Below are 18,749 nucleotides of genomic sequence, written 5' to 3' on the forward strand. Positions count from 1 at the left end.
TTCAGGCGGCGCTCGTGGGTCTGGTCGCGGGCGCGGCCTGGCAGGTCACCCAGCCCGCGCTGTGGCGTGCCGAGAGCTATGCGGGCCTGTTGCTTGCGGCGCTGGCGCTGGGCGCCGCAGTCTGGATCGCCCAGCGCCGCGCGCACCGCAGCGTCGTCTGGCTGCTGTGCGCGCTGGCCGCCGGCCTTGCGATGGGCGCGGGCTGCGGCGCGCGCGCGCTCGCCTTCCAGGCGCAGGCGCTGGACATCGCACTCGAAGGCCAGGACCTGCGCCTCACCGGAATCATCGCCGCCATGCCCGAGCCCGCGCCCTGGGGCACGCGCTTTCGCTTTGCAGTGGAGCATGCCCAGCGGGCGGGAAAGAAAGAGGCGCGGCCGGGTCGGCCGGTGGTGGTGCCGCCGCTGGTCGAGCTGAGCTGGCCGGGCGCGCGCGCAGGTGATAGCGCCATCGCACAGGCCCCGCTCAAGCCCGGTGAGCGCTGGGAGTTGAGCGCGCGCCTCAAGGCCCCGCACGGCCTGCGCAATCCCCATGGCTTTGACCAGGAACTGTGGCTCTGGGAGCAGGGCGTGCAGGCCACGGGCTATGTGCGCCTGGGCCGGGCCCAGGCCAGACCGCAGCGACTGGCGCAGACCGGGCGCCATCCGGTCGCGCGGCTGCGCCAGCAGCTGCGCGATGCCATCGTCGCGCCGCAGGATGCGCAGCCGGCATGGCAGCGCGCGCGCGGCGTGGTCGCGGCGCTGGTGGTGGGCGATCAGAACGCAATTGCCGCCGACGACTGGGAGCTGTTTCGCGCCACCGGCGTAGCGCATCTGATGAGCATTTCGGGCCTGCACATCACGCTGTTTGCCTGGCTGGCGGCGGCGTTGTTGGCACGGGCCTGGCGCTGCTCGGCGCGCTGCTGCCTGTGGCTGCCTGCGCCCACGGCGGCGCTGGTCGGCGGCGTGCTGCTGGCGCTGGCCTATGCACTGCTCAGCGGCTGGGGCCTGCCTGCGCAGCGCACCGTGGCGATGCTGACCGTGGTTGCGGTCCTGCGCCTTGCAGGGATACGCTGGCCCTGGCACCAGATCTGGCTGCTCGCGCTCGCGACCGTGGTGCTGGGCTATCCCTGGGCGCTGTGGCAGCCGGGCTTCTGGCTGAGCTTTGTCGCCGTCGGTGTGCTGTTTGCCGCGTCGGCGCGCGACGAAGGCGTGGCGCAGGGCCTGCGCGCCCGGGCTCTGGCGCTGCTGCGCACCCAGGCCGTGGTCACGCTGGCGCTCACGCCGCTGGGCGTGCTGCTGTTCGGCCAGGTCTCTCTGGTCGGGATCGTGGCCAACCTGCTGGCCATTCCCTGGGTCACGCTGGTGGTCACGCCACTGGCCTTGCTGGGCATGTGCTGGCCGCCGCTGTGGCAGCTGGCCGCGCTGTGCGTGCAGCCGCTGATCGCGCTGCTGTCCTGGCTGGCGCAATGGCCTGCGGCGCAGTGGTTTCCGCCCGCGGCGCCGGCCTGGGCCGCGCTGGCGGCGGTCGCCGGCGGCATCTGGCTGGTCCTGCGCCTGCCCTGGACGCTACGGCTCATGGGCCTGCCGCTGCTGCTGCCGGCGCTGTGGTGGCAGCCGGCGCGGCCCGCGCCCGGCAGCTTCACGCTGCTGGCCGCCGATGTGGGCCAGGGCAATGCGGTGCTGGTGCGCACGCATGGGCACAGCCTGCTCTACGACACCGGCCCGCGCCACGGCCCGGACAGCGACGCCGGTCGGCGCGTGCTGGTGCCGCTGCTGCATGCGCTCGGCGAGCGCCTTGATGTGCTGATGCTGAGCCACGGCGACAACGACCATATTGGCGGCGCCGGCGCGGTCTTGCGCGCCCAGCCCCAGGCCATGCTGCGCGGCGCTGTAGACCCGCAGTGGCCGGCATCCATGCAGCGTTCGGCCACGGCCTGTGTGGCCGGCCAGCGCTGGCAATGGGATGGCGTGGCGTTCGAGGTGCTGCATCCCCTGTCGATCGCATCGTCGCACGACGCGGCGCCCAATACGCAAAGCTGCGTGCTGCGCATCGTTGCCGCCAACGGCACCACAGCCCTGCTCGCGGGCGATATCGAACGCGCGCAGGAGGCCGCGCTGCTGGCCGAGGGCCTGCCACTGCGCGCCGACTGGCTGCTGGTGCCGCACCATGGCAGCAAGACTTCGTCGAGCGCCGAGTGGATTGCCGCCGTCGCGCCGCGCCATGCGCTGGTGCAGGCCGGCTACCGCAACCGCTACGGTCATCCGGCCGCGCCCGTGGTGCAGCGCTACCGTGCGCAGGGTGTGGAGGTGGTGACCAGTGCAGGCTGCGGCGCGGCGCAGTGGACTTCCGCGCGGCCGCGGCACATGGCCTGCGAACGTAGGTCAAAGCCGCGTTATTGGCAGGCGCAGCCTATCGCCGTCAATTGACATGCAACGAGCGTAACAATCCTCTGGCGCGCTGGGTACACTGAAGCGCCAGGCAAGCGCGCAGCCGTATCGGGCCCGAAGTTTGCTTGGATGAGCTGCAGGAGGCTCCGCTGATGCAAAGATTCGACGAAATGTATGCAACCACGCCCTTTGAGGGCAGTGATGTTCGACCGCATTACAAGGACTACCGCCAATGGCTTGCACGCCAGCCGGGGGCGGCCATGGAGGCGCGCCGCGCCGAGGCGGAAATGATTTTCCGCCGGGTCGGCATCACGTTCGCCGTTTACGGCGCAAAGGACGAGGGCGGAGCCGGCCGGGAGCGGCTGATTCCTTTCGACCTGATACCGCGCATCATTCCCGCGCAGGAGTGGTCGCACATGCAGCGCGGCCTGGTGCAGCGCGCGACGGCGCTCAACCGCTTCATCCACGATGTCTACCATGACCAGGAGATCCTGCGCGCGGGCATCGTCCCCACCGATCTGGTGCTGCAGAACGCGCAGTACCGTCCCGAGATGGTGGGCGTGAATGTGCCCAATGACATCTATGCGCAGATCGCGGGCATAGACATCGTGCGCGCCGCGAATGCCGACGGCGTGGGCGAGTACTTTGTGCTCGAGGACAACCTGCGCGTGCCTTCGGGCGTGTCGTACATGCTGGAAAACCGCCGCATGATGATGCGCCTGTTTCCCGAACTGTTCGCCCAGCATTCGGTGGCACCGGTCGCGCATTACCCCGATCTGCTGCTCGACACGCTGCGCGCCGTCGCGCCCGCGAGCGCGCCCGAACCCACGGTGGTGGTGCTCACGCCGGGCATGCACAACAGCGCCTATTTCGAGCATGCCTTCCTGGCCCAGCAGATGGGCGTGGAGCTGGTCGAAGGCCAGGACCTGGTGGTCGAGCACGACACCGTGTTCATGCGCACCACGCGCGGCCTGCGCCGCGTCGATGTGATCTACCGGCGCCTGGACGACGACTTCCTCGACCCCGAAGTGTTCCGCGAAAGCTCCACGCTGGGCTGCCCCGGCCTGATGCGCGCCTACCGCGCGGGCAACGTGGCGATCTGCAATGCGGTCGGCACGGGCGTGGCCGACGACAAGTCGGTCTACCCCTATGTGCCCGACATGATCCGCTTCTACCTGGGCGAACAGCCGCTGCTGTCGAACGTGCCGACCTGGATGTGCCGCAAGAGCGACGACCTGGCCTATGTGCTGGACCACCTGCACGAGCTGGTGGTCAAGGAAGTGCACGGCGCGGGCGGCTACGGCATGCTGATCGGCCCGGCCGCGACGCGCGCCGAGATCGAGGATTTCCGCCGCGCGCTGCTGGCCAACCCCGCGGGCTATATCGCCCAGCCGACGCTGAGCCTGTCGAGCTGCCCGACCTATGTCGAAAGCGGCATTGCGCCGCGCCACATCGATCTGCGGCCGTTCGTGCTCAGCGGAAAGACCGTGAAGATGGTGGCCGGGGGCCTGACGCGCGTGGCCTTGAAGGAAGGCTCGCTGGTGGTCAATTCATCACAGGGCGGAGGCACCAAGGACACCTGGGTGCTCGAAGGCGCGGACGACGCCGGCCTCGAAGGGAGTGTTGCATGCTGAGCCGTACCGCCGACCATTTGTTCTGGATGTCGCGCTATGTCGAGCGCGCCGAAAACACCGCGCGCCTGCTGAGCGTGGCCTACGACACCTCGATGCTGCCGCAGGCGCCGGGCCAGGCGCGCAAGGCCTGGCAGGGGGTGCTGTCGATCAGCGAGCTGGTGCCCGCCTATCAGGAACTGCATGCGGAAGTCGCGCGCGACAAGGTGCTGCATTTCCTGGTGCAGGACGAAAGCAACAGCGCGTCCATCATCTCCTGCCTGCGCGCGGCGCGCGAGAACGCGCGCGCGGTGCGCGGCGCCCTGACTACCGAAGTCTGGGAAACGCACAACCAGACCTGGCTCGAAGTGGGCAAGCAACTGGACCAGGGCGCGTTCGAGCGCGATCCCGCGCAGTTCTTCGAATGGGTCAAGGACCGCTCGCACCTGTCGCGCGGCGTGACGCAAGGCACCATGCTCAAGGACGAGGCCTATCGCTTCCTGCGCCTGGGTACGTTCCTCGAGCGCGCCGACAACACGGCGCGCCTGCTCGACGTGAAGTTCCACGCCATCGAGCGCGACTACCACGGCAGCGTGCGCGGCAATGGCGTGGTGCAGTTCGACTTCTACCACTGGAGCGCGCTGCTGCGCAGCGTCTCGGCCTTCGAGGTCTACCGCAAGGTCTACCGCGATGTCATCACGCCCGAGCGCGTGGCCGAACTGCTGATGCTGCGCGCCGACATGCCGCGCTCACTGCTGGCCTGCCTGCAGGAGGTGGTCGATAACCTGGCGCTGGTGGCGAACGAGCAATCGGGCGAAACCCAGCGCAAGGCCGGGCGGCTGCTGGCCGACCTGCGCTATGCGCGCATCGATGAAATCCTCGCCACCGGGCTGCATGCCTATCTCACGCAGTTCCTCGAGCGCGTCAACGCGCTGGGCGCGGACATCAGCCGGGATTTTCTGGTGCCGAGTTGAACCAAGGCCGCCCTGAGCCGCTTTGGCTCAGGGCGACGTTGCGTCCCCCGTTCGTCCTGAGCTTGTCGAAGGATGAACGCCCGGCTCAAGAGAGCAGGGTGAATGGCGCCACATCCGCCTCAGCGGTTCCTGGGGATTCTTGCCTCAGCGCTTGCCGCCTGTCCTGCGCTGCTCGCGCAGCATGAACAGATACAGGCTCTCGACCTTCTCGCGCGCCCAGGGTGTCTGGCGCAGGAACTTGAGGCTCGAATTGACGCTGGGCTGGCTCTGGAAGCAGCGTATGGGCACCAGCCGCGCCAGCTCTTCCCAGCCGTAGTGGGCGTGCAAGGCTTCGACAATGGCGGCCAGCGTCATGCCGTGCAAGGGGTTGTTGGCTTGCTTGGGGGGAGCGGGAGGCGTCTCGGGCGGATTCTGCATGGGCGCGAGCATAGCGAGATTGGCGCGCTGCGTGGCATTCAGGGACAAGCCGGCGCAAAAAAAGCGGGCCAGGCCCGCTTTCAATCTGTCTCGTGGAAGTCTTATTCCAGCTCACCCATCTGCGATTGCAGATAGTTCTGCAGGCCGACCTTGTCGATCAGGTCGATCTGGGTCTCGAGGAAGTCGATGTGCTCTTCGGTGTCGTCGAGGATCTTCTGCAGCAGGTCGCGCGAGACGTAGTCGCGCACGGACTCGCAGTGGGCAATGCCGTCCTTGATGGTCTGCTGCGCGCCCAGCTCCAGGCGCAGGTCGCAGGCCAGGCATTCAGGCACGTCTTCACCGATCTGCAGCTTGCCCAGATCCTGCAGGTTGGGCAGGCCGTCCAGCGTGAAGATGCGGTCCATGAGCCAGTCGGCGTGCTTCATTTCGCCTATCGACTCTGCATATTCCTTCTTGGCCAGCTTGTCGAAGCCCCAGTGCTTGTACATGCGGTAGTGCAGGAAGTACTGATTGATGGCCGTGAGCTCATTCTTCAGCTGTGCCTGCAGGTGGGCAATGGCTTGTAAATCGCCTTTCATGGGGAACTCCTTCGCTTTATGTGAATACCTTGATTGTCGCTGTTCGCAACGTGGTTGTAATGGCTTGCCCCTGCAAATTCGGTCTGTCTGCGTTTGATGATGACTCGCGTTCTCGTTGTAAAGCGATAGTCTGCACGGGCTATGAATTGCGGTATTCGATAGTCAAATTAAATTAACATAATAAAGTCAATTGATTGGATATATCCTGTGAAAGCTCTAAACTTCATACCTGTGTTCAGTCGCATCACTTAAAGGAAGCAACCATGTCCGTCATCAATACCGAAATCAAACCTTTCAAGGCCAGCGCATTCAAGGCCGGCAAGTTCATCGACATCACTGAAAAGGACGTGCTGGGCAAGTGGGCGGTGTTCGTTTTCTACCCCGCCGACTTCACTTTCGTCTGCCCCACCGAGCTGGGCGACGTTGCTGACCACTACGCAGAATTCCAGAAGATGGGCGTGGAGATCTTCTCCGTGTCCACCGACACCCACTTCGTGCACAAGGCCTGGCACGATGCATCGGAAACCATCGCCAAGATCCAGTACACCATGATCGGCGACCCGACCATGGCGATCTCGAACAATTTCGAAATCCTGCGCGCTGACCAGGGCCTGGCCAACCGCGGCACTTTCATCATCGACCCACAGGGCGTGATCCAGGCCGTGGAAATCACCGCCGAAGGCATTGGCCGCGATGCCACCGAGCTGCTGCGCAAGGTCAAGGCTGCCCAGTACGTCGCCGCCCACCCCGGTGAAGTCTGCCCCGCCAAGTGGCACGAAGGCGAAGCCACGCTGGCTCCTTCGCTGGATCTGGTCGGCAAGATCTAAGCAATTGCCCTTGAAAAGCCCGGGGCGACCTGGGCTTTTTTTGAAGCACTTGAACTTTAGCTATCAATAATAAATTTTAGTAGGATTTGACTATTATGCTCGACGCCACCCTCAAGACCCAACTCAAGGCATACCTGGAACGGGTGCAAAAGCCCATTGAAATCGTCGCCACGCTCGACGACGGCAAGGCGTCTGGCGAAGTCAAGTCCCTGCTCGCCGACCTGGTCGCGCTGAGCGACAAGATCACCGTGGTGGAGAACAATGCGGCCGATGTGCGCAAGCCTTCGTTCCTGATCACCAATCCCGGCGTGGACACCGGTCTGCGCTTTGCGGGCGTGCCGCTGGGCCATGAATTCACCTCGCTGGTGCTGGCGCTGCTGCAGGTCGGCGGCCACCCCTCGAAGGAGTCGGCGGAACTGCTGGAGCAGATCCGCGCCATCGACACGCCGCTGAACTTCGAGACCTATTACTCGCTGTCGTGCCATAACTGCCCCGATGTGGTGCAGGCGCTCAACCTGATGAGCGTGCTCAACCCCAACATCACCCACACTGCGATCGACGGCGCACTGTTCCAGAGCGAAGTCGAGTCGCGCGAAATCATGGGCGTGCCCACGGTGTTCGTCAACGGCGAGCGCTTCGGCCAGGGCCGCATGGAGCTGGCCGAGATCGTCGCCAAGGTCGATAGCGGCGCCGCAGTGCGCGAAGCCGCGAAGATCAGCGCCAAGGAGGCGTTCGACGTGCTGATCGTCGGCGGTGGCCCGGCCGGTGCGGCTGCGGCTGTCTACGCGGCGCGCAAGGGCATTCGCACCGGCATTGCCGCCGAACGCCTGGGCGGCCAGGTGCTCGACACCGTGGACATCGAGAACTTCATCTCGGTGCAGAAGACCGAAGGCCCGCAGTTTGCCGCGGCGCTCGAGCGCCATGTGCGCGACTATGAAGTCGACATCATGAACCTGCAGCGCGCCAAGGCGCTGGTGCCGGCCAAGGAAGAGGGCGGCCTGATCACCGTGGAACTGGAGTCGGGCGCGACGCTGCAATCGAAGACCGTGATCCTGTCGACGGGCGCGCGCTGGCGCAACATGAACGTTCCTGGCGAGGAGCAGTACCGCACCAAGGGCGTGACCTATTGCCCGCATTGCGACGGCCCGCTGTTCAAGGGCAAGCCCGTGGCCGTGATCGGTGGCGGCAACTCGGGCGTGGAAGCCGCGATCGATCTGGCCGGCCTGGTCAAGCATGTGACGCTGCTCGAGTTCGGCGCCGAACTGCGCGCCGATGCCGTGCTGCAAAAGAAGCTGCGCAGCCTGCCCAACGTGACCATCATCGTCAACGCCGAGACCACGCAGGTCAACGGCGACGGCAAGAAGGTCACGGGTCTGACCTACAAGGACCGGGTCACGGGCGAAGTCAAGGACGTGGCGCTCGAAGGCATCTTCGTGCAGATCGGCCTGCTGCCCAACACCGACTGGCTCAAGGGCACGGTCGAGCTGACACGCTTCGGTGAAGTCATCATCGACGCCAAGGGCCACACCAATGTGCCCGGCGTGTTTGCCGCCGGCGACTGCACCGATGTGCCGTACAAGCAGATCATCATCGCCGCGGGTGCGGGTGCCACTGCGGCGCTGTCGGCCTTCGATCATCTGATCCGCCATTGATCTGCCCGGCCGGGAACGGCCAGGCACTGAAGCAAGAAGGACTGCCCAGGCAGTCCTTTTTTGCGCCTGCGCGCTGTCGCTGTTTTTACGGCATGTCGTTGCTGCTAGCGGAGGGCGCCGTTAGACGAAGCAGAGCGTCAGAAAAGGTCACGCTCCGCCGCCGCCGGGCCGTCCCAAGGCGGCGGACGGCCCCCTCGGGGGGCAGCGGCTACGCGAAGCGAGCAAGCGTGGGGGCTAGTACCCCAATCGTTCGGGCTTCACATCCTGCAGGATGGTGGTGGCGATTTCCTCGATCGACTTGTTGGTGCTCGACAGCCAGCGAATGCCCGTGCGGCGCATCATGGCTTCGGCTTCGGCGACTTCGTGGCGGCAGTTCTCCAGGCTCGCGTAACGCGAGTTGGGCCGGCGCTCGTTGCGGATGTCGGACAGGCGCTGCGGGTCTATGGACAGGCCGAACAGCTTCTTGCGCAGCGGCAGCAGCGCGGGCGGCAGCTGGCGCCGGTCGAAGTCTTCGGGAATCAGCGGGTAGTTGCCGACCTTCATGCCGAACTGCATCGCCAGGTAGAGGCTGGTCGGGGTCTTGCCGCTGCGGCTCACGCCCACCAGGATCACGTCGGCGCCCGCGAGGTCGTGGTGGGTCTGGCCGTCGTCATGGGCCAGGCTGAAGTTGATGGCCTCCATGCGGTCCAGATATTCCTTGCTCTGGCTGATGTCGGAAAAACGCCCCACGCGGTGGTGGGACTTGAGGCCCAGCTCCTGCTCCAGCGGGTTGACGAAGGTGCCGAACATGTCGAGCAGCATGCCCTTGCAGTTCTCGCGGATCACATCGACCACCTCCATGTCGACCAGCGTGGTGAAGACGATGGGCTTCTTGCCTTCCACTTCGCCAGTGTGGTTGATCTGGCGCACGGTCTGGTGCGCCTTGTCCACGGTGTCGACAAAAGGAATTCGAACGAAGCGCGCGCTCACGTCGAACTGCGTCATCAGGGCTTTGCCGAACGTCTCGGCGGTGATGCCTGTGCCGTCGGAGATCAGGAATACGGTGCGCGTGTGCATGGTGCTCTGGGGATGAAGTGAATAACGAGCCGGACGCGCGGAAACCGGACGCGGGCCTACAATGGCGCCCATTATTCCCAATTTCACGTTCATGCTCATCGGCGGCCCACAACCACAAGAGCAAAGCCTGCGCAGTGCAGCATGGACCAGACCCGCGCCACCGGATGGCGCGGATCGCAGCGGTTTTTAACTTTGGAGCTTTCCCATGTCTGCACTGTTTGAAGCGACCGCCCTGGTCGTTCCGTTCGAGAAACTGAGAATGAGCGACGTCGAGTCGGTCGGCGGCAAGAACGCCTCGCTCGGCGAAATGATCTCCCAGCTGCCCGAGGGCGTGAAGGTCCCCACGGGCTTTGCGACCACGGCGCACGCATTCCGCGAATTCCTCGCGTTCGAAGGCCTGGCCGACCGCATCAACGCCAAGCTCGCCACGCTCGACATCGAAGACGTGCGCGCGCTGGCCGTCGTCGGCGCGGAAATCCGCGCCATGGTCGAGAACCAGCCTTTCCCCGCCGACCTGCAAAAAGCCATTGGCGAAGCCTTTGCCACGCTGAGCGCGGGCAACAGCCAGGCCTCGTTTGCCGTGCGTTCCTCGGCCACGGCCGAAGATCTGCCCGACGCATCGTTTGCCGGCCAGCAGGAAACCTTCCTCAACGTGGTGGGCATCGATGATGTGCTGCACAAGATGAAGGAAGTGTTTGCCTCGCTGTACAACGACCGCGCGATCTCCTACCGCGTGCACAAGGGCTTTGCGCACGACGTCGTGGCGCTGTCGGCCGGCGTGCAGCGCATGGTGCGCTCGGACACCGGTGCGGCCGGCGTGATGTTCACCATCGACACCGAATCGGGCTTTGAAGACGTGGTGTTCATCACCTCGAGCTACGGCCTGGGCGAGACCGTGGTGCAGGGCGCCGTGAACCCCGACGAGTTCTATGTGCACAAGCCCATGCTCAAGGCCGGCAAGAAGGCGCTGATCCGCCGCAACCTCGGCTCCAAGCTGGTGCAGATGGTGTTTGCCTCGCCCGAGGAAAAGGCTGCGAGCGGCAAGCTGGTCAAGACCACCGACGTCGCTCCCGAGCTGCGCAACCGCTACTCGCTGACCGACGCCGACGTCGAGCAGCTGGCGCGCTACGCGCTGGTGATCGAGGACCACTACGGCCGTCCCATGGACATCGAGTGGGGCAAGGACGGCAGCGACGGCCAGATCTACATCCTGCAGGCACGTCCCGAGACGGTGAAGAGCCAGTCCAAGGGCCAGGCCGAACTGCGCTACAAGCTCATGGGCACGGGCGCCGTGCTGGCCGAAGGCCGCGCCATCGGCCAGAAGATCGGTACCGGTCCCGTGCGCCTGGTCAGCGACATCTCGCAGATGGACCAGGTCCAGGCCGGCGACGTGCTGGTCACCGACATGACCGACCCCAACTGGGAGCCGGTGATGAAGCGGGCTTCGGCCATCGTCACCAACCGCGGTGGCCGTACCTGCCACGCGGCCATCATCGCGCGTGAACTGGGCATTCCGGCCGTGGTCGGCTGCGGCAATGCCACCGACCTGCTCAAGGCCGGCACGCTGGTGACCGTGTCCTGCGCCGAAGGCGACACCGGCAAGATCTACGACGGCCTGATCGAAACCGAAGTCACCGAAGTGCAGCGCGGCGCGATGCCCGAGATCAAGACCAAGATCATGATGAACGTCGGCAATCCCCAGCTGGCCTTCGACTTCGCCCAGCTGCCCAACGACGGCGTGGGTCTGGCGCGCGTCGAGTTCATCATCAACAACAACATCGGCGTGCACCCCAAGGCCATCCTCGACTACCCCGCCGTCGATGCCGACCTCAAGAAGGCCGTCGAATCCGTGGCCCGCGGCCACGCTTCGCCGCGCGCCTTCTATGTCGACAAGGTCGCAGAAGGCGTGGCAACCATTGCCGCGGCGTTCTACCCCAAGCCCGTGATCGTGCGCATGTCGGACTTCAAGTCCAACGAGTACCGCAAGCTGATCGGCGGCAGCCGCTACGAGCCCGAGGAAGAGAACCCGATGCTGGGCTTCCGCGGCGCGGCGCGCTACATCAGCGCCGACTTCGGCGAAGCGTTCAAGATGGAATGCGAAGCCCTGCGCCGCGTGCGCGAGGACATGGGCCTGACCAACGTGCAGATCATGATTCCCTTCGTGCGCACCTTGAGCCAGGCCGAGCGCGTCAACCAGCTGCTGGCCGACAACGGCCTCAAGCGCGGTGACAACGGTCTCAAGCTGATCATGATGTGCGAAGTGCCCTCGAACGCCATCCTGGCCGACGAGTTCCTCGAACACTTCGACGGCTTCTCCATCGGCTCCAACGACCTGACCCAGCTGACGCTGGGCCTGGACCGCGATTCCGGCCTGGAACTGCTGGCCGCCGACTTCGACGAGCGCGATCCCGCAGTCAAGAAGCTGCTCGAACGCGTGATCGCCGCCTGCCTGGCCAAGGGCAAGTACGTGGGCATCTGCGGCCAGGGCCCTTCGGACCACCCCGACTTCGCACTGTGGCTCGCGGACCAGGGCATTGCCTCGATATCGCTGAACCCCGACAGCGTGGTTGCGACCTGGCAGCAATTGGCTGCTCGCTGAAAAGCGGTTGCCCCATGAAAAAAGCGGCCTGGGCCGCTTTTTTTCATTTGCCAGGAGGTCTTAGACCGCCAGCAGTTCCACGTCGAACTTGAGCGTGGCGTTCGGGGGAATCACGCCGCCGGCGCCGCGGGCGCCATAGCCCAGGGCTGCGGGGATGATCAGCGTGCGTGCGCCGCCAACCTTCATGCCCTGCACGCCTTCGTCCCAGCCCTTGATGACCATGCCTGCGCCCAGGGCGAAGACGAAGGGGTCCTTGCGGTCCTTGCTCGAATCGAACTTGGCGCCTTGCACGCCTTCGTTGTAAAGCCAGCCGGTGTAATGCACCGTGACATTGCCGCCGCGCTTGGCTTCGGCGCCGTCGCCCACAACGGTGTCTTCGTATTGCAGGCCGGATGCGGTGGTGGTGAAAGCCATGAGAAATCCTTGAAATATGCGTCTGTGAAAAGTGCCCGCAGAGGGCACATGACCGCGGACTCGAAGTCCGCGCGTCGCCATACCGTACTTTACTTCTTGGCGCGCGCCGCGACCCAGCGGTTGGCAAAAGCCTGTACGTCGCTGAGTCGTTTGAGCAGATCCTGGCCCGACAGCGTCACGATGTAGCCATCGCTGCCGTGCTCGAGCAAGCCGCATTCGCGCAACTCCTTGATGCGGGTGTTGAGCGTGTTGGGCGTGATGCCCCCCACGCTGTCCTGCAGCAGGCGAAACGTCTGGGGATGGCCATCCCGGAGCGCCCACAGCACCCGCAGTGCGTAACGGCATTCGAGCCGCTCGAACAGCTGGTTGATGGCGACATTTTCCTTGGGGCTCATGGACGCTTCTCCTTGCGCGATGGGGTTGAGCGAGGCGTTGGCCAGCTTCGCCAAGTCGTGATTCACTATAGCGTGGAAACTATCTTGCTACAAGTTTAATAGCTTCTAAGCCACGCCTGTCAGGCGCAGACGCGCAAAATTCCGCAAAATCCAGCCAATTGTTGCTGCCAAGCCACGATGGCGCGCAAGCCCTTATTGCGCTGCGTCTGCGGGCTGCGCGGCCGGCCCGCAGGCATGCAGATGCGCGACCAGCAGCCGCGCCGCCGGACTCAGCTGGTCCTGGCTGCGAAAGCAGATCGCGAAGCGCCGGCGCGCCCAGTCGTCGGCCAGCGGCACCAGCCGCAGCCCGTAGGCCTGGGCAAACGGCTGGGCGATTTCGGCGGGCATCACGCTGATGGCCAGGTTGGCGCGCACCACGCGCAGCGCGGCGTCGAAGTGCGAGACCTGCATGCGGTGCTGCAGCACCTTACCCTCGACCGCGGCGGTGCGCGTGAGCAGCTGCTGCACGGCGCTGAGCGCGGGCATGCTCACGTATTCGTAGTCCAGCACATCGGCGAAATGCACTTCGCTGCGCGTCGCGATGGGGTGGCTGGCGTGGGCGCAGATCGCCAGATGGTCGCCGCGGTAGCTCTGCGTCTGCAGGCCTTCGAGGTCGGCCGCGTCCCAGCAGATGCCCACCGACGCGCTGCCGTCGCGCACGCCGCGCGCCACCTCGGGGCTTACGCGCTCCTCGAGGCTGACCTGGATGCGGCCATGGTCGGGGTGCTTGAGAAAGGCCGCCACGTCGTCGGCCAGCGACTCGGCCATGACGGATGCCGTGACCAGCAGCCGCACATGGCCGCGCGTTCCCTGGGCATAGCCGGCCATGTCGCGCGCGATCAGCTCGCTGCGCGCCAGCAGCGCACGCGCATGCTCGAGCAGGGTCTCGCCCGCAGGCGTGGGCGCGACGCCGCGGCGCTTGCGCACCAGCAGCTGCGTGCCCACCTGGTGCTCGAGCTGGGCCAGGCGCTTGCTGATCGCCGAGCCGACCATGGCCTGCTGCAGGCCCGCGGCGGTGATGCTGCGCTGCTCGCAGACGGCAATGAACAGCCGCAAGGTCGTCAGGTCCAGGTCGCGCATCTGAGGTGTTCCATTTGGGAAGGCTAGAAGTTCCAAAATTGATTATCCGTTCCGGCCAGGAATTCCTAGAATCCTCGCATTCCCTTAGAACAACGATTTGGAGACTGCATGCCGACGACTGCTTCCTACGCCTCTGGTCCGCGCCATGCGGTGATCCGTGAAGTCGGTCTGCGCGACGGCCTGCAAAGCCTGGCGCCGACCATGCCGACGGAGCACAAGATCGCCTGGATCGATGCCGCCTACGCCGCAGGCCAGCGCGAGATCGAAGTGGGCTCGTTCGTGCCCGCGCGCCTGTTGCCCCAGCTTGCCGATACGGCCGAGGTGTTGGCGCATGCGAAGACGCTGGCCGGCCTGTTTGCTTCGGTGCTGGTGCCCAACCTCAAGGGCGCGCAGCGCGCGCTCGAATGCGGCGCCGATCTGCTGGTCGTGCCGCTGTCGGCCAGCCATGCGCACAGCCTGGCGAACCTGCGCAAGACGCCCGACGAAGTGGTGGCCGAAGTCGCGCGCATTCGCGCCGAGCGCGACGCGGGCGGCCATGCGACGCTGATCGAAGGCGGCGTGGGCACGGCGTTTGGCTGTACGCTGCAGGGCGAGGTGGCTGCCGGCGAAGTGCTGCGGCTCATGGTCGCGCTGCTGGACGCCGGCGCCGACCGCGTGAGCCTGGCCGACACCGTGGGTTTTGCCGACCCCGAAAGCGTGCGCCGGCTGTTTGAAAGCGCGCGCCGCGAGGTGGGCGACAAGCTGGCCTGCGCGCATTTCCACGATACGCGCGGCATGGGCCTGGCCAACGCCTATGCGGCCTGGCAGACCGGCATCGAGCGCTTCGATGCCTGCCTGGCCGGCATTGGCGGCTGCCCGCACGCGCCGGGAGCGAGCGGCAATGTGACGACCGAAGACCTGGCGTTCATGCTCGAGCGCATGGGCGTGGTCACGGGATTGGATGTCCAGGCCCTGCTGGCTTTGCGCCAGCGACTCGGGGCCTGGTTGCCGGGGGAGACCCTGCATGGTGTGCTGTGGCAGGCAGGTCTGCCACAGGTGCTCAATGGCGCGGCAGCAGTGGCTGCCTGAGCCGGTTTTGGATGGAATGCGATGACTGAGAATTCAAAGGCTGGCGCTGCGGCGCTGCCGCTGGCGGGACTGCGGGTGGTGGAGTTTTCCCATATGGTGATGGGCCCGACCTGCGGCATGGTATTGGCCGACCTGGGCGCGGAAGTGATCAAGGTCGAGCCCGTCGAGGGCGACCGCACGCGCCATCTGCTGGGCGCGGGCGCGGGTTTCTTCCCTATGTTCAACCGCAACAAGAAAAGCATTGCCCTGGACCTGCGCCACCCCGATGGCCTGCAGGCGGCAATCCGGCTCGCCTCGTCGGCCGACGTGGTGGTGCAGAACTTCAAGCCCGGCGTGATGACCAAGTACGGGCTCGACTACCGTGCGCTGTCGCGCCTCAACGAGCGGCTGATCTACGTGAACCACGCGGGCTTTCTGCCCGGCCCCTATGAAAAGCGCACGGCGCTGGACGAGGTGGTGCAGATGATGGGCGGGCTGGCCTATATGACCGGCCGTCCCGGCGACCCGCTGCGTGCGGGCTCCAGCGTCAACGACATCATGGGCGGCATGTTTGGCGCGATCGGCGCGATGGCCGCGCTGATGCAGCGCGGCATCACGGGCCGGGGCCAGGAAGTCGACTCGGCGCTGTTCGAGAACAACGTGTTCCTGGTCGGCCAGCACATGATGCAGTACGCCGTCACGGGCGAAGCCGCCGCGCCCATGCCCGAGCGCATCTCGGCCTGGGCGGTCTACGATGTGTTCAGCGTCAAGGACGACGGCCAGATCTTTCTTGCGGCCGTGAGCGATGCGCAGTGGAACACGCTGTGCACGGCCATGGGCTTTGCCGATCTGCAGGCCGATCCGGCGTTCGCCACCAACAACGAGCGCGTGCGCGCCCGCCCCACGCTGCTGCCCGAGCTGCGCCGGCGCCTGGCGGCCTACAGCACCGAGCATCTGTCCGAAGTGTTCGAGCGCAACGGCCTGCCCTATGCGCCCATCGTGCGGCCCGAGCAGCTGTTCGACGACCCGCACCTCAATGCCACGGGCGGCCTGGCCGAGATCACGCTGACCGACGGCGAGCGCGCGGGCCAGACGGCGCGCACCACGCTGCTGCCGATACGCATGGACGGCCAGCGCCCGGGCATTCGCCACAACCCGCCGACGCTGGGCGAGCACACCCGCCAGCTGCTGGAGTCGCTGGGCTACGGGCCCGACGAAGTCACCTCCATGGAAGCTGCGGGCGCCGTGGTGTAGCGCCCTTCAGGCCTGCTGCGCAGGCTTTTTTGTATTCATAACAACGAGCTGGAGACAAAAAAATGCAATTTCCCACGAATTCCCGCCGCGGCATTCTTGCGCTGGCCGCGGCCGGCCTGCTGGCCCCCTTGGGCGCGCTGGCCCAGGGCGACAAGCCGCTGCGCGTGATCCTGCCGCTGTCGGCAGGCTCGGGCGCCGACGGCGCGATACGCGCGATCAGCACCCAGCTGGCCAAGGCCGCGGGCCATCCCGTGGTGATAGAGAACCTGCCGGGCGCGGGCGGCATCACCGGCACGGCGCAGATCGTGCGCGGGCCCAGGGACGGCTCGATGATTGGCGTGGTCTCGAACAACCATGTGGTCAATCCCAGCGTCTATCCGTCGATCCCATTTGACGCGATCCAGGACATCGCGCCCATCACCATCATTGGCGCGACGCCGTTCGTGGTGGTTGCCAATCCTGCCGTGCCGGCGCGCAACATCCAGGAGTTGGTGGCTCTGGCCAAGGCCAAGCCCGGCACGCTCAACTACGGCTCGTCGGGCAACGGCACCATCCTGCACCTGGGCGCGGCCATGCTGGTCGACCAGGCCAGGCTGGACATCAAGCACATCCCCTACAAGGGCATGGGCATGCTGATGAACGACCTGCTCAGCGGCCAGGTCCAGTGGGGCGTGGTGGCGCTCGCGCCCGCGGCGCCGCACATCAAGAGCGGCACGCTGCGCGCGCTGGGCGTGACCACGGCGCAGCGCGTGCCGTCCATGCCCGATCTGCCCACGGTGGCCGAGCAGGGCCTGCCCAACTACGCGCTCGAAGGCTGGATCGCGGCCATAGGCCCCAAGGACCTGCCCATGGCCGAACGCAACCGCCTGCACCAGGCGTTCCAGCAGGCGCTGGCCCAACCCGAGGCGCGCAATGCACTGATTGCCCAGGGCTATGAGATCAAGCTGACCCCGCCCGAAGCCACGACGGCCTTCATGCGTTCGGAACTGCAGCGCATGGCCGAAGTGGTCAAGAACGCGCGCGTGAAGGTCGACTGACGCCGGCCGCGTTCAGGCCATCTGGCGCAGCGGCTGCGCGGCCTGCCAGCTGCGCAGCTTGCCCGGATTGAGCAGGCCCAGCGGATCGAAGCGCTGCTTGGTGCCGACCACGGCCGGGTCCAGGTTGTTCTGCTTGCCGTCCTCGACAATGTAGACATGCGGGTTGTTGATCTGCACGCCGTGGTCGCGGTAGATCTGCATGATGGCGTTGAGCCGCTCCTCGGTGGTGTAGCGGATGATCTGCAGCCCGCTGCAGTTGAACGCGCCTTCCTTGGTGCGCAGGAACTCCAGGTGCATCATCACTTCGCCGCCCAGCGCGGCTTCTAGCGCCTTGACCTGCTCTATGCGCCGCGCGGGGTTGAAGCCGCTCTGGATATAGGTAAGGCCCTTGTCGACTTTCAAGGCATGCAGCGTGGTGTGGTTCCAGGTGTATTCGACCAGCGTCTTGTTGCCGGCCTGCACTTCGTCGGCCGTCTTGCGGTAGGTGATCTGGCCGCCATGTTTGGCCACCATGTCGCGCATGCCGGCCTCGGAATGCGGCGCCACCAGCAGCAGCACCGCGTGGCAGCCCGTGGGCAGGTATTCGGCCAGGCTGGTGAAATACTCGGGAATCGGTGCAGCCAGAAAGCAGACTTCCTTCTTCTCCAGGCCCGGCGCGCTGCCAAACCGGTCGGCGAATTCCAGCGCCGCATCGAAATCCTCGAAGGTCGCAATGCACTCGGTCCAGGGCACGGCGGGCGTGAGCGCGACTTCGAGTTCCAGCACGATGCCGTTGGTGCCGTAGGTGTGGTGCAGCAGCATGGCCTCGGCACCGCGCAGCTCGATGATCTGCGGCTCAGGTTCCACGGTCATGGCGCGCACCGCCAGCACGTTGCCGGGCGCGGCCAGCGGGCCGTGGTTGATCGAGCCCGCGCCGCCAAAGCCGCCGCCAAACAGTCCGCCCAGAGTCGCGCTGCGGTAGGTCGAGGGCAGCCAGCGCAGCTCCTGGCCCAGCGGCTTGGCCTGGGCGTCGAAATCGGCCAGGCGTATGCCGGCCTGGGCCCGGCCCACGCCGCCGCGCACCCAGCCAAAAGCGTTGTAGCCCGACAGGTCGAGGATCACGCCGCCGTGCAGCGGCGTGCACTGGCCATAGTTGCCCGTGCCGCTGCCGCGCACGGTGATGGGAATGCCCGCGCTGGCGCAGGCCGACACCACCTGGCGGATCTCGGCTTCGCTGCGCGGGCGCACGGCAATGTCGGCGCGCTTGCCGGCAAGCTCGCGCTTGAGCACCGGGCTGAACCAGGCGAAATCCTGCGACAGCCGGCCCACGCGCAGCGGGTCGGCGATCCAGTCGAGGTCGGGAAGTTGTTCGGGCAGTTGGTGGGCGGTGGTGGTGTAAGTCATGTTGTTTTCCTGGTTTTCAGG

The 18,749-nt window shown here is 65.9% G+C and carries 16 protein-coding genes; 9 read left to right on the top strand and 7 right to left on the bottom strand.

The window, feature by feature from the left end:
- The first annotated feature begins 14 nt into the window (after positions 1-14).
- The 3 genes from ACSVDO_RS05650 to ACSVDO_RS05660 all read left to right on the top strand — a co-directional run bounded on the left by ACSVDO_RS05650 (position 15) and on the right by ACSVDO_RS05660 (position 4,950).
- Positions 15-2,405 carry a DNA internalization-related competence protein ComEC/Rec2 gene (locus ACSVDO_RS05650; RefSeq protein ID WP_489595282.1) on the top strand — a complete coding sequence of 797 codons (2,391 nt, stop codon included), beginning with the start codon at positions 15-17 and terminating at the stop codon, positions 2,403-2,405.
- A gap of 113 nt (positions 2,406-2,518) precedes the next feature.
- A complete protein-coding gene (locus ACSVDO_RS05655; protein ID WP_332537811.1) occupies positions 2,519-4,000 on the top strand; it encodes a circularly permuted type 2 ATP-grasp protein in 1,482 nt (493 codons plus the stop codon).
- Positions 3,994-4,950 carry an alpha-E domain-containing protein gene (locus tag ACSVDO_RS05660; protein ID WP_332537812.1) on the top strand — a complete coding sequence of 319 codons (957 nt, stop codon included), beginning with the start codon at positions 3,994-3,996 and terminating at the stop codon, positions 4,948-4,950. The genes ACSVDO_RS05655 and ACSVDO_RS05660 overlap by 7 nt, the downstream gene beginning before the upstream one ends.
- A gap of 144 nt (positions 4,951-5,094) precedes the next feature.
- On the opposite strand, the gene ACSVDO_RS05665 is transcribed toward ACSVDO_RS05660, so the two are convergent.
- Positions 5,095-5,367: a VF530 family protein gene (locus ACSVDO_RS05665; RefSeq protein ID WP_332537813.1), complete on the bottom strand. Its 273-nt coding sequence runs from the start codon at positions 5,365-5,367 to the stop codon at positions 5,095-5,097.
- Between the two features lie 101 nt (positions 5,368-5,468).
- Positions 5,469-5,945 (bottom strand): bacterioferritin, encoded by a 477-nt coding sequence (bfr, locus tag ACSVDO_RS05670; protein WP_332549092.1) that lies wholly within the window; start codon positions 5,943-5,945, stop codon positions 5,469-5,471.
- A 263-nt stretch (positions 5,946-6,208) separates the two neighbouring features.
- Here bfr and ahpC point away from each other — a divergent pair, with 263 nt between their 5' ends.
- Complete coding sequence (ahpC, locus tag ACSVDO_RS05675; protein WP_175504699.1) at positions 6,209-6,772, top strand: alkyl hydroperoxide reductase subunit C; 564 nt, start codon at positions 6,209-6,211, stop codon at positions 6,770-6,772.
- A gap of 95 nt (positions 6,773-6,867) precedes the next feature.
- Positions 6,868-8,424, top strand: coding sequence for an alkyl hydroperoxide reductase subunit F (ahpF, locus tag ACSVDO_RS05680; protein WP_332537815.1), 1,557 nt, complete (start codon positions 6,868-6,870; stop codon positions 8,422-8,424).
- A 234-nt stretch (positions 8,425-8,658) separates the two neighbouring features.
- Here the strand turns inward: ahpF and ppsR are convergent, their stop codons facing one another.
- Complete coding sequence (gene ppsR, locus ACSVDO_RS05685; RefSeq protein ID WP_332537828.1) at positions 8,659-9,480, bottom strand: posphoenolpyruvate synthetase regulatory kinase/phosphorylase PpsR; 822 nt, start codon at positions 9,478-9,480, stop codon at positions 8,659-8,661.
- 205 nt (positions 9,481-9,685) lie between these two features.
- On the opposite strand from ppsR, the gene ppsA reads away from it, so the two are divergent.
- Positions 9,686-12,079 (top strand): phosphoenolpyruvate synthase, encoded by a 2,394-nt coding sequence (ppsA, locus tag ACSVDO_RS05690; RefSeq protein ID WP_332537829.1) that lies wholly within the window; start codon positions 9,686-9,688, stop codon positions 12,077-12,079.
- Between the two features lie 60 nt (positions 12,080-12,139).
- Here the strand turns inward: ppsA and ACSVDO_RS05695 are convergent, their stop codons facing one another.
- The 3 genes from ACSVDO_RS05695 to ACSVDO_RS05705 all read right to left on the bottom strand — a co-directional run bounded on the left by ACSVDO_RS05695 (position 12,140) and on the right by ACSVDO_RS05705 (position 14,007).
- Positions 12,140-12,493 carry an FKBP-type peptidyl-prolyl cis-trans isomerase gene (locus ACSVDO_RS05695; RefSeq protein WP_159914009.1) on the bottom strand — a complete coding sequence of 118 codons (354 nt, stop codon included), beginning with the start codon at positions 12,491-12,493 and terminating at the stop codon, positions 12,140-12,142.
- Positions 12,494-12,582: 89 nt separating this feature from the next.
- Positions 12,583-12,888, bottom strand: coding sequence for a winged helix-turn-helix transcriptional regulator (locus ACSVDO_RS05700; RefSeq protein ID WP_159914011.1), 306 nt, complete (start codon positions 12,886-12,888; stop codon positions 12,583-12,585).
- 192 nt (positions 12,889-13,080) lie between these two features.
- Positions 13,081-14,007 (bottom strand): LysR family transcriptional regulator, encoded by a 927-nt coding sequence (locus ACSVDO_RS05705; RefSeq protein ID WP_332537830.1) that lies wholly within the window; start codon positions 14,005-14,007, stop codon positions 13,081-13,083.
- 108 nt (positions 14,008-14,115) lie between these two features.
- Between ACSVDO_RS05705 and ACSVDO_RS05710 the strand changes: the two genes are divergently transcribed.
- The 3 genes from ACSVDO_RS05710 (at position 14,116) to ACSVDO_RS05720 (ending at position 17,345) form a co-directional block, all read left to right on the top strand.
- The gene (locus tag ACSVDO_RS05710) at positions 14,116-15,075 is read left to right on the top strand and encodes a hydroxymethylglutaryl-CoA lyase (RefSeq protein ID WP_489595283.1); all 960 of its coding nucleotides are present in this window, start codon (positions 14,116-14,118) and stop codon (positions 15,073-15,075) included.
- A 21-nt stretch (positions 15,076-15,096) separates the two neighbouring features.
- On the top strand, positions 15,097-16,308 hold the full coding sequence (locus ACSVDO_RS05715; protein WP_489595284.1) for a CaiB/BaiF CoA transferase family protein: 1,212 nt from the start codon (positions 15,097-15,099) through the stop codon (positions 16,306-16,308).
- Positions 16,309-16,370: 62 nt separating this feature from the next.
- The gene (locus ACSVDO_RS05720) at positions 16,371-17,345 is read left to right on the top strand and encodes a tripartite tricarboxylate transporter substrate binding protein (RefSeq protein WP_332548052.1); all 975 of its coding nucleotides are present in this window, start codon (positions 16,371-16,373) and stop codon (positions 17,343-17,345) included.
- A gap of 12 nt (positions 17,346-17,357) precedes the next feature.
- Here ACSVDO_RS05720 and ACSVDO_RS05725 read toward each other — a convergent pair whose 3' ends face one another.
- Positions 17,358-18,728 carry an FAD-binding oxidoreductase gene (locus tag ACSVDO_RS05725; RefSeq protein WP_489595285.1) on the bottom strand — a complete coding sequence of 457 codons (1,371 nt, stop codon included), beginning with the start codon at positions 18,726-18,728 and terminating at the stop codon, positions 17,358-17,360.
- Positions 18,729-18,749 lie beyond the last annotated feature (21 nt).

It is taken from the genome of Comamonas sp. DB36 (assembly GCF_057914905.1).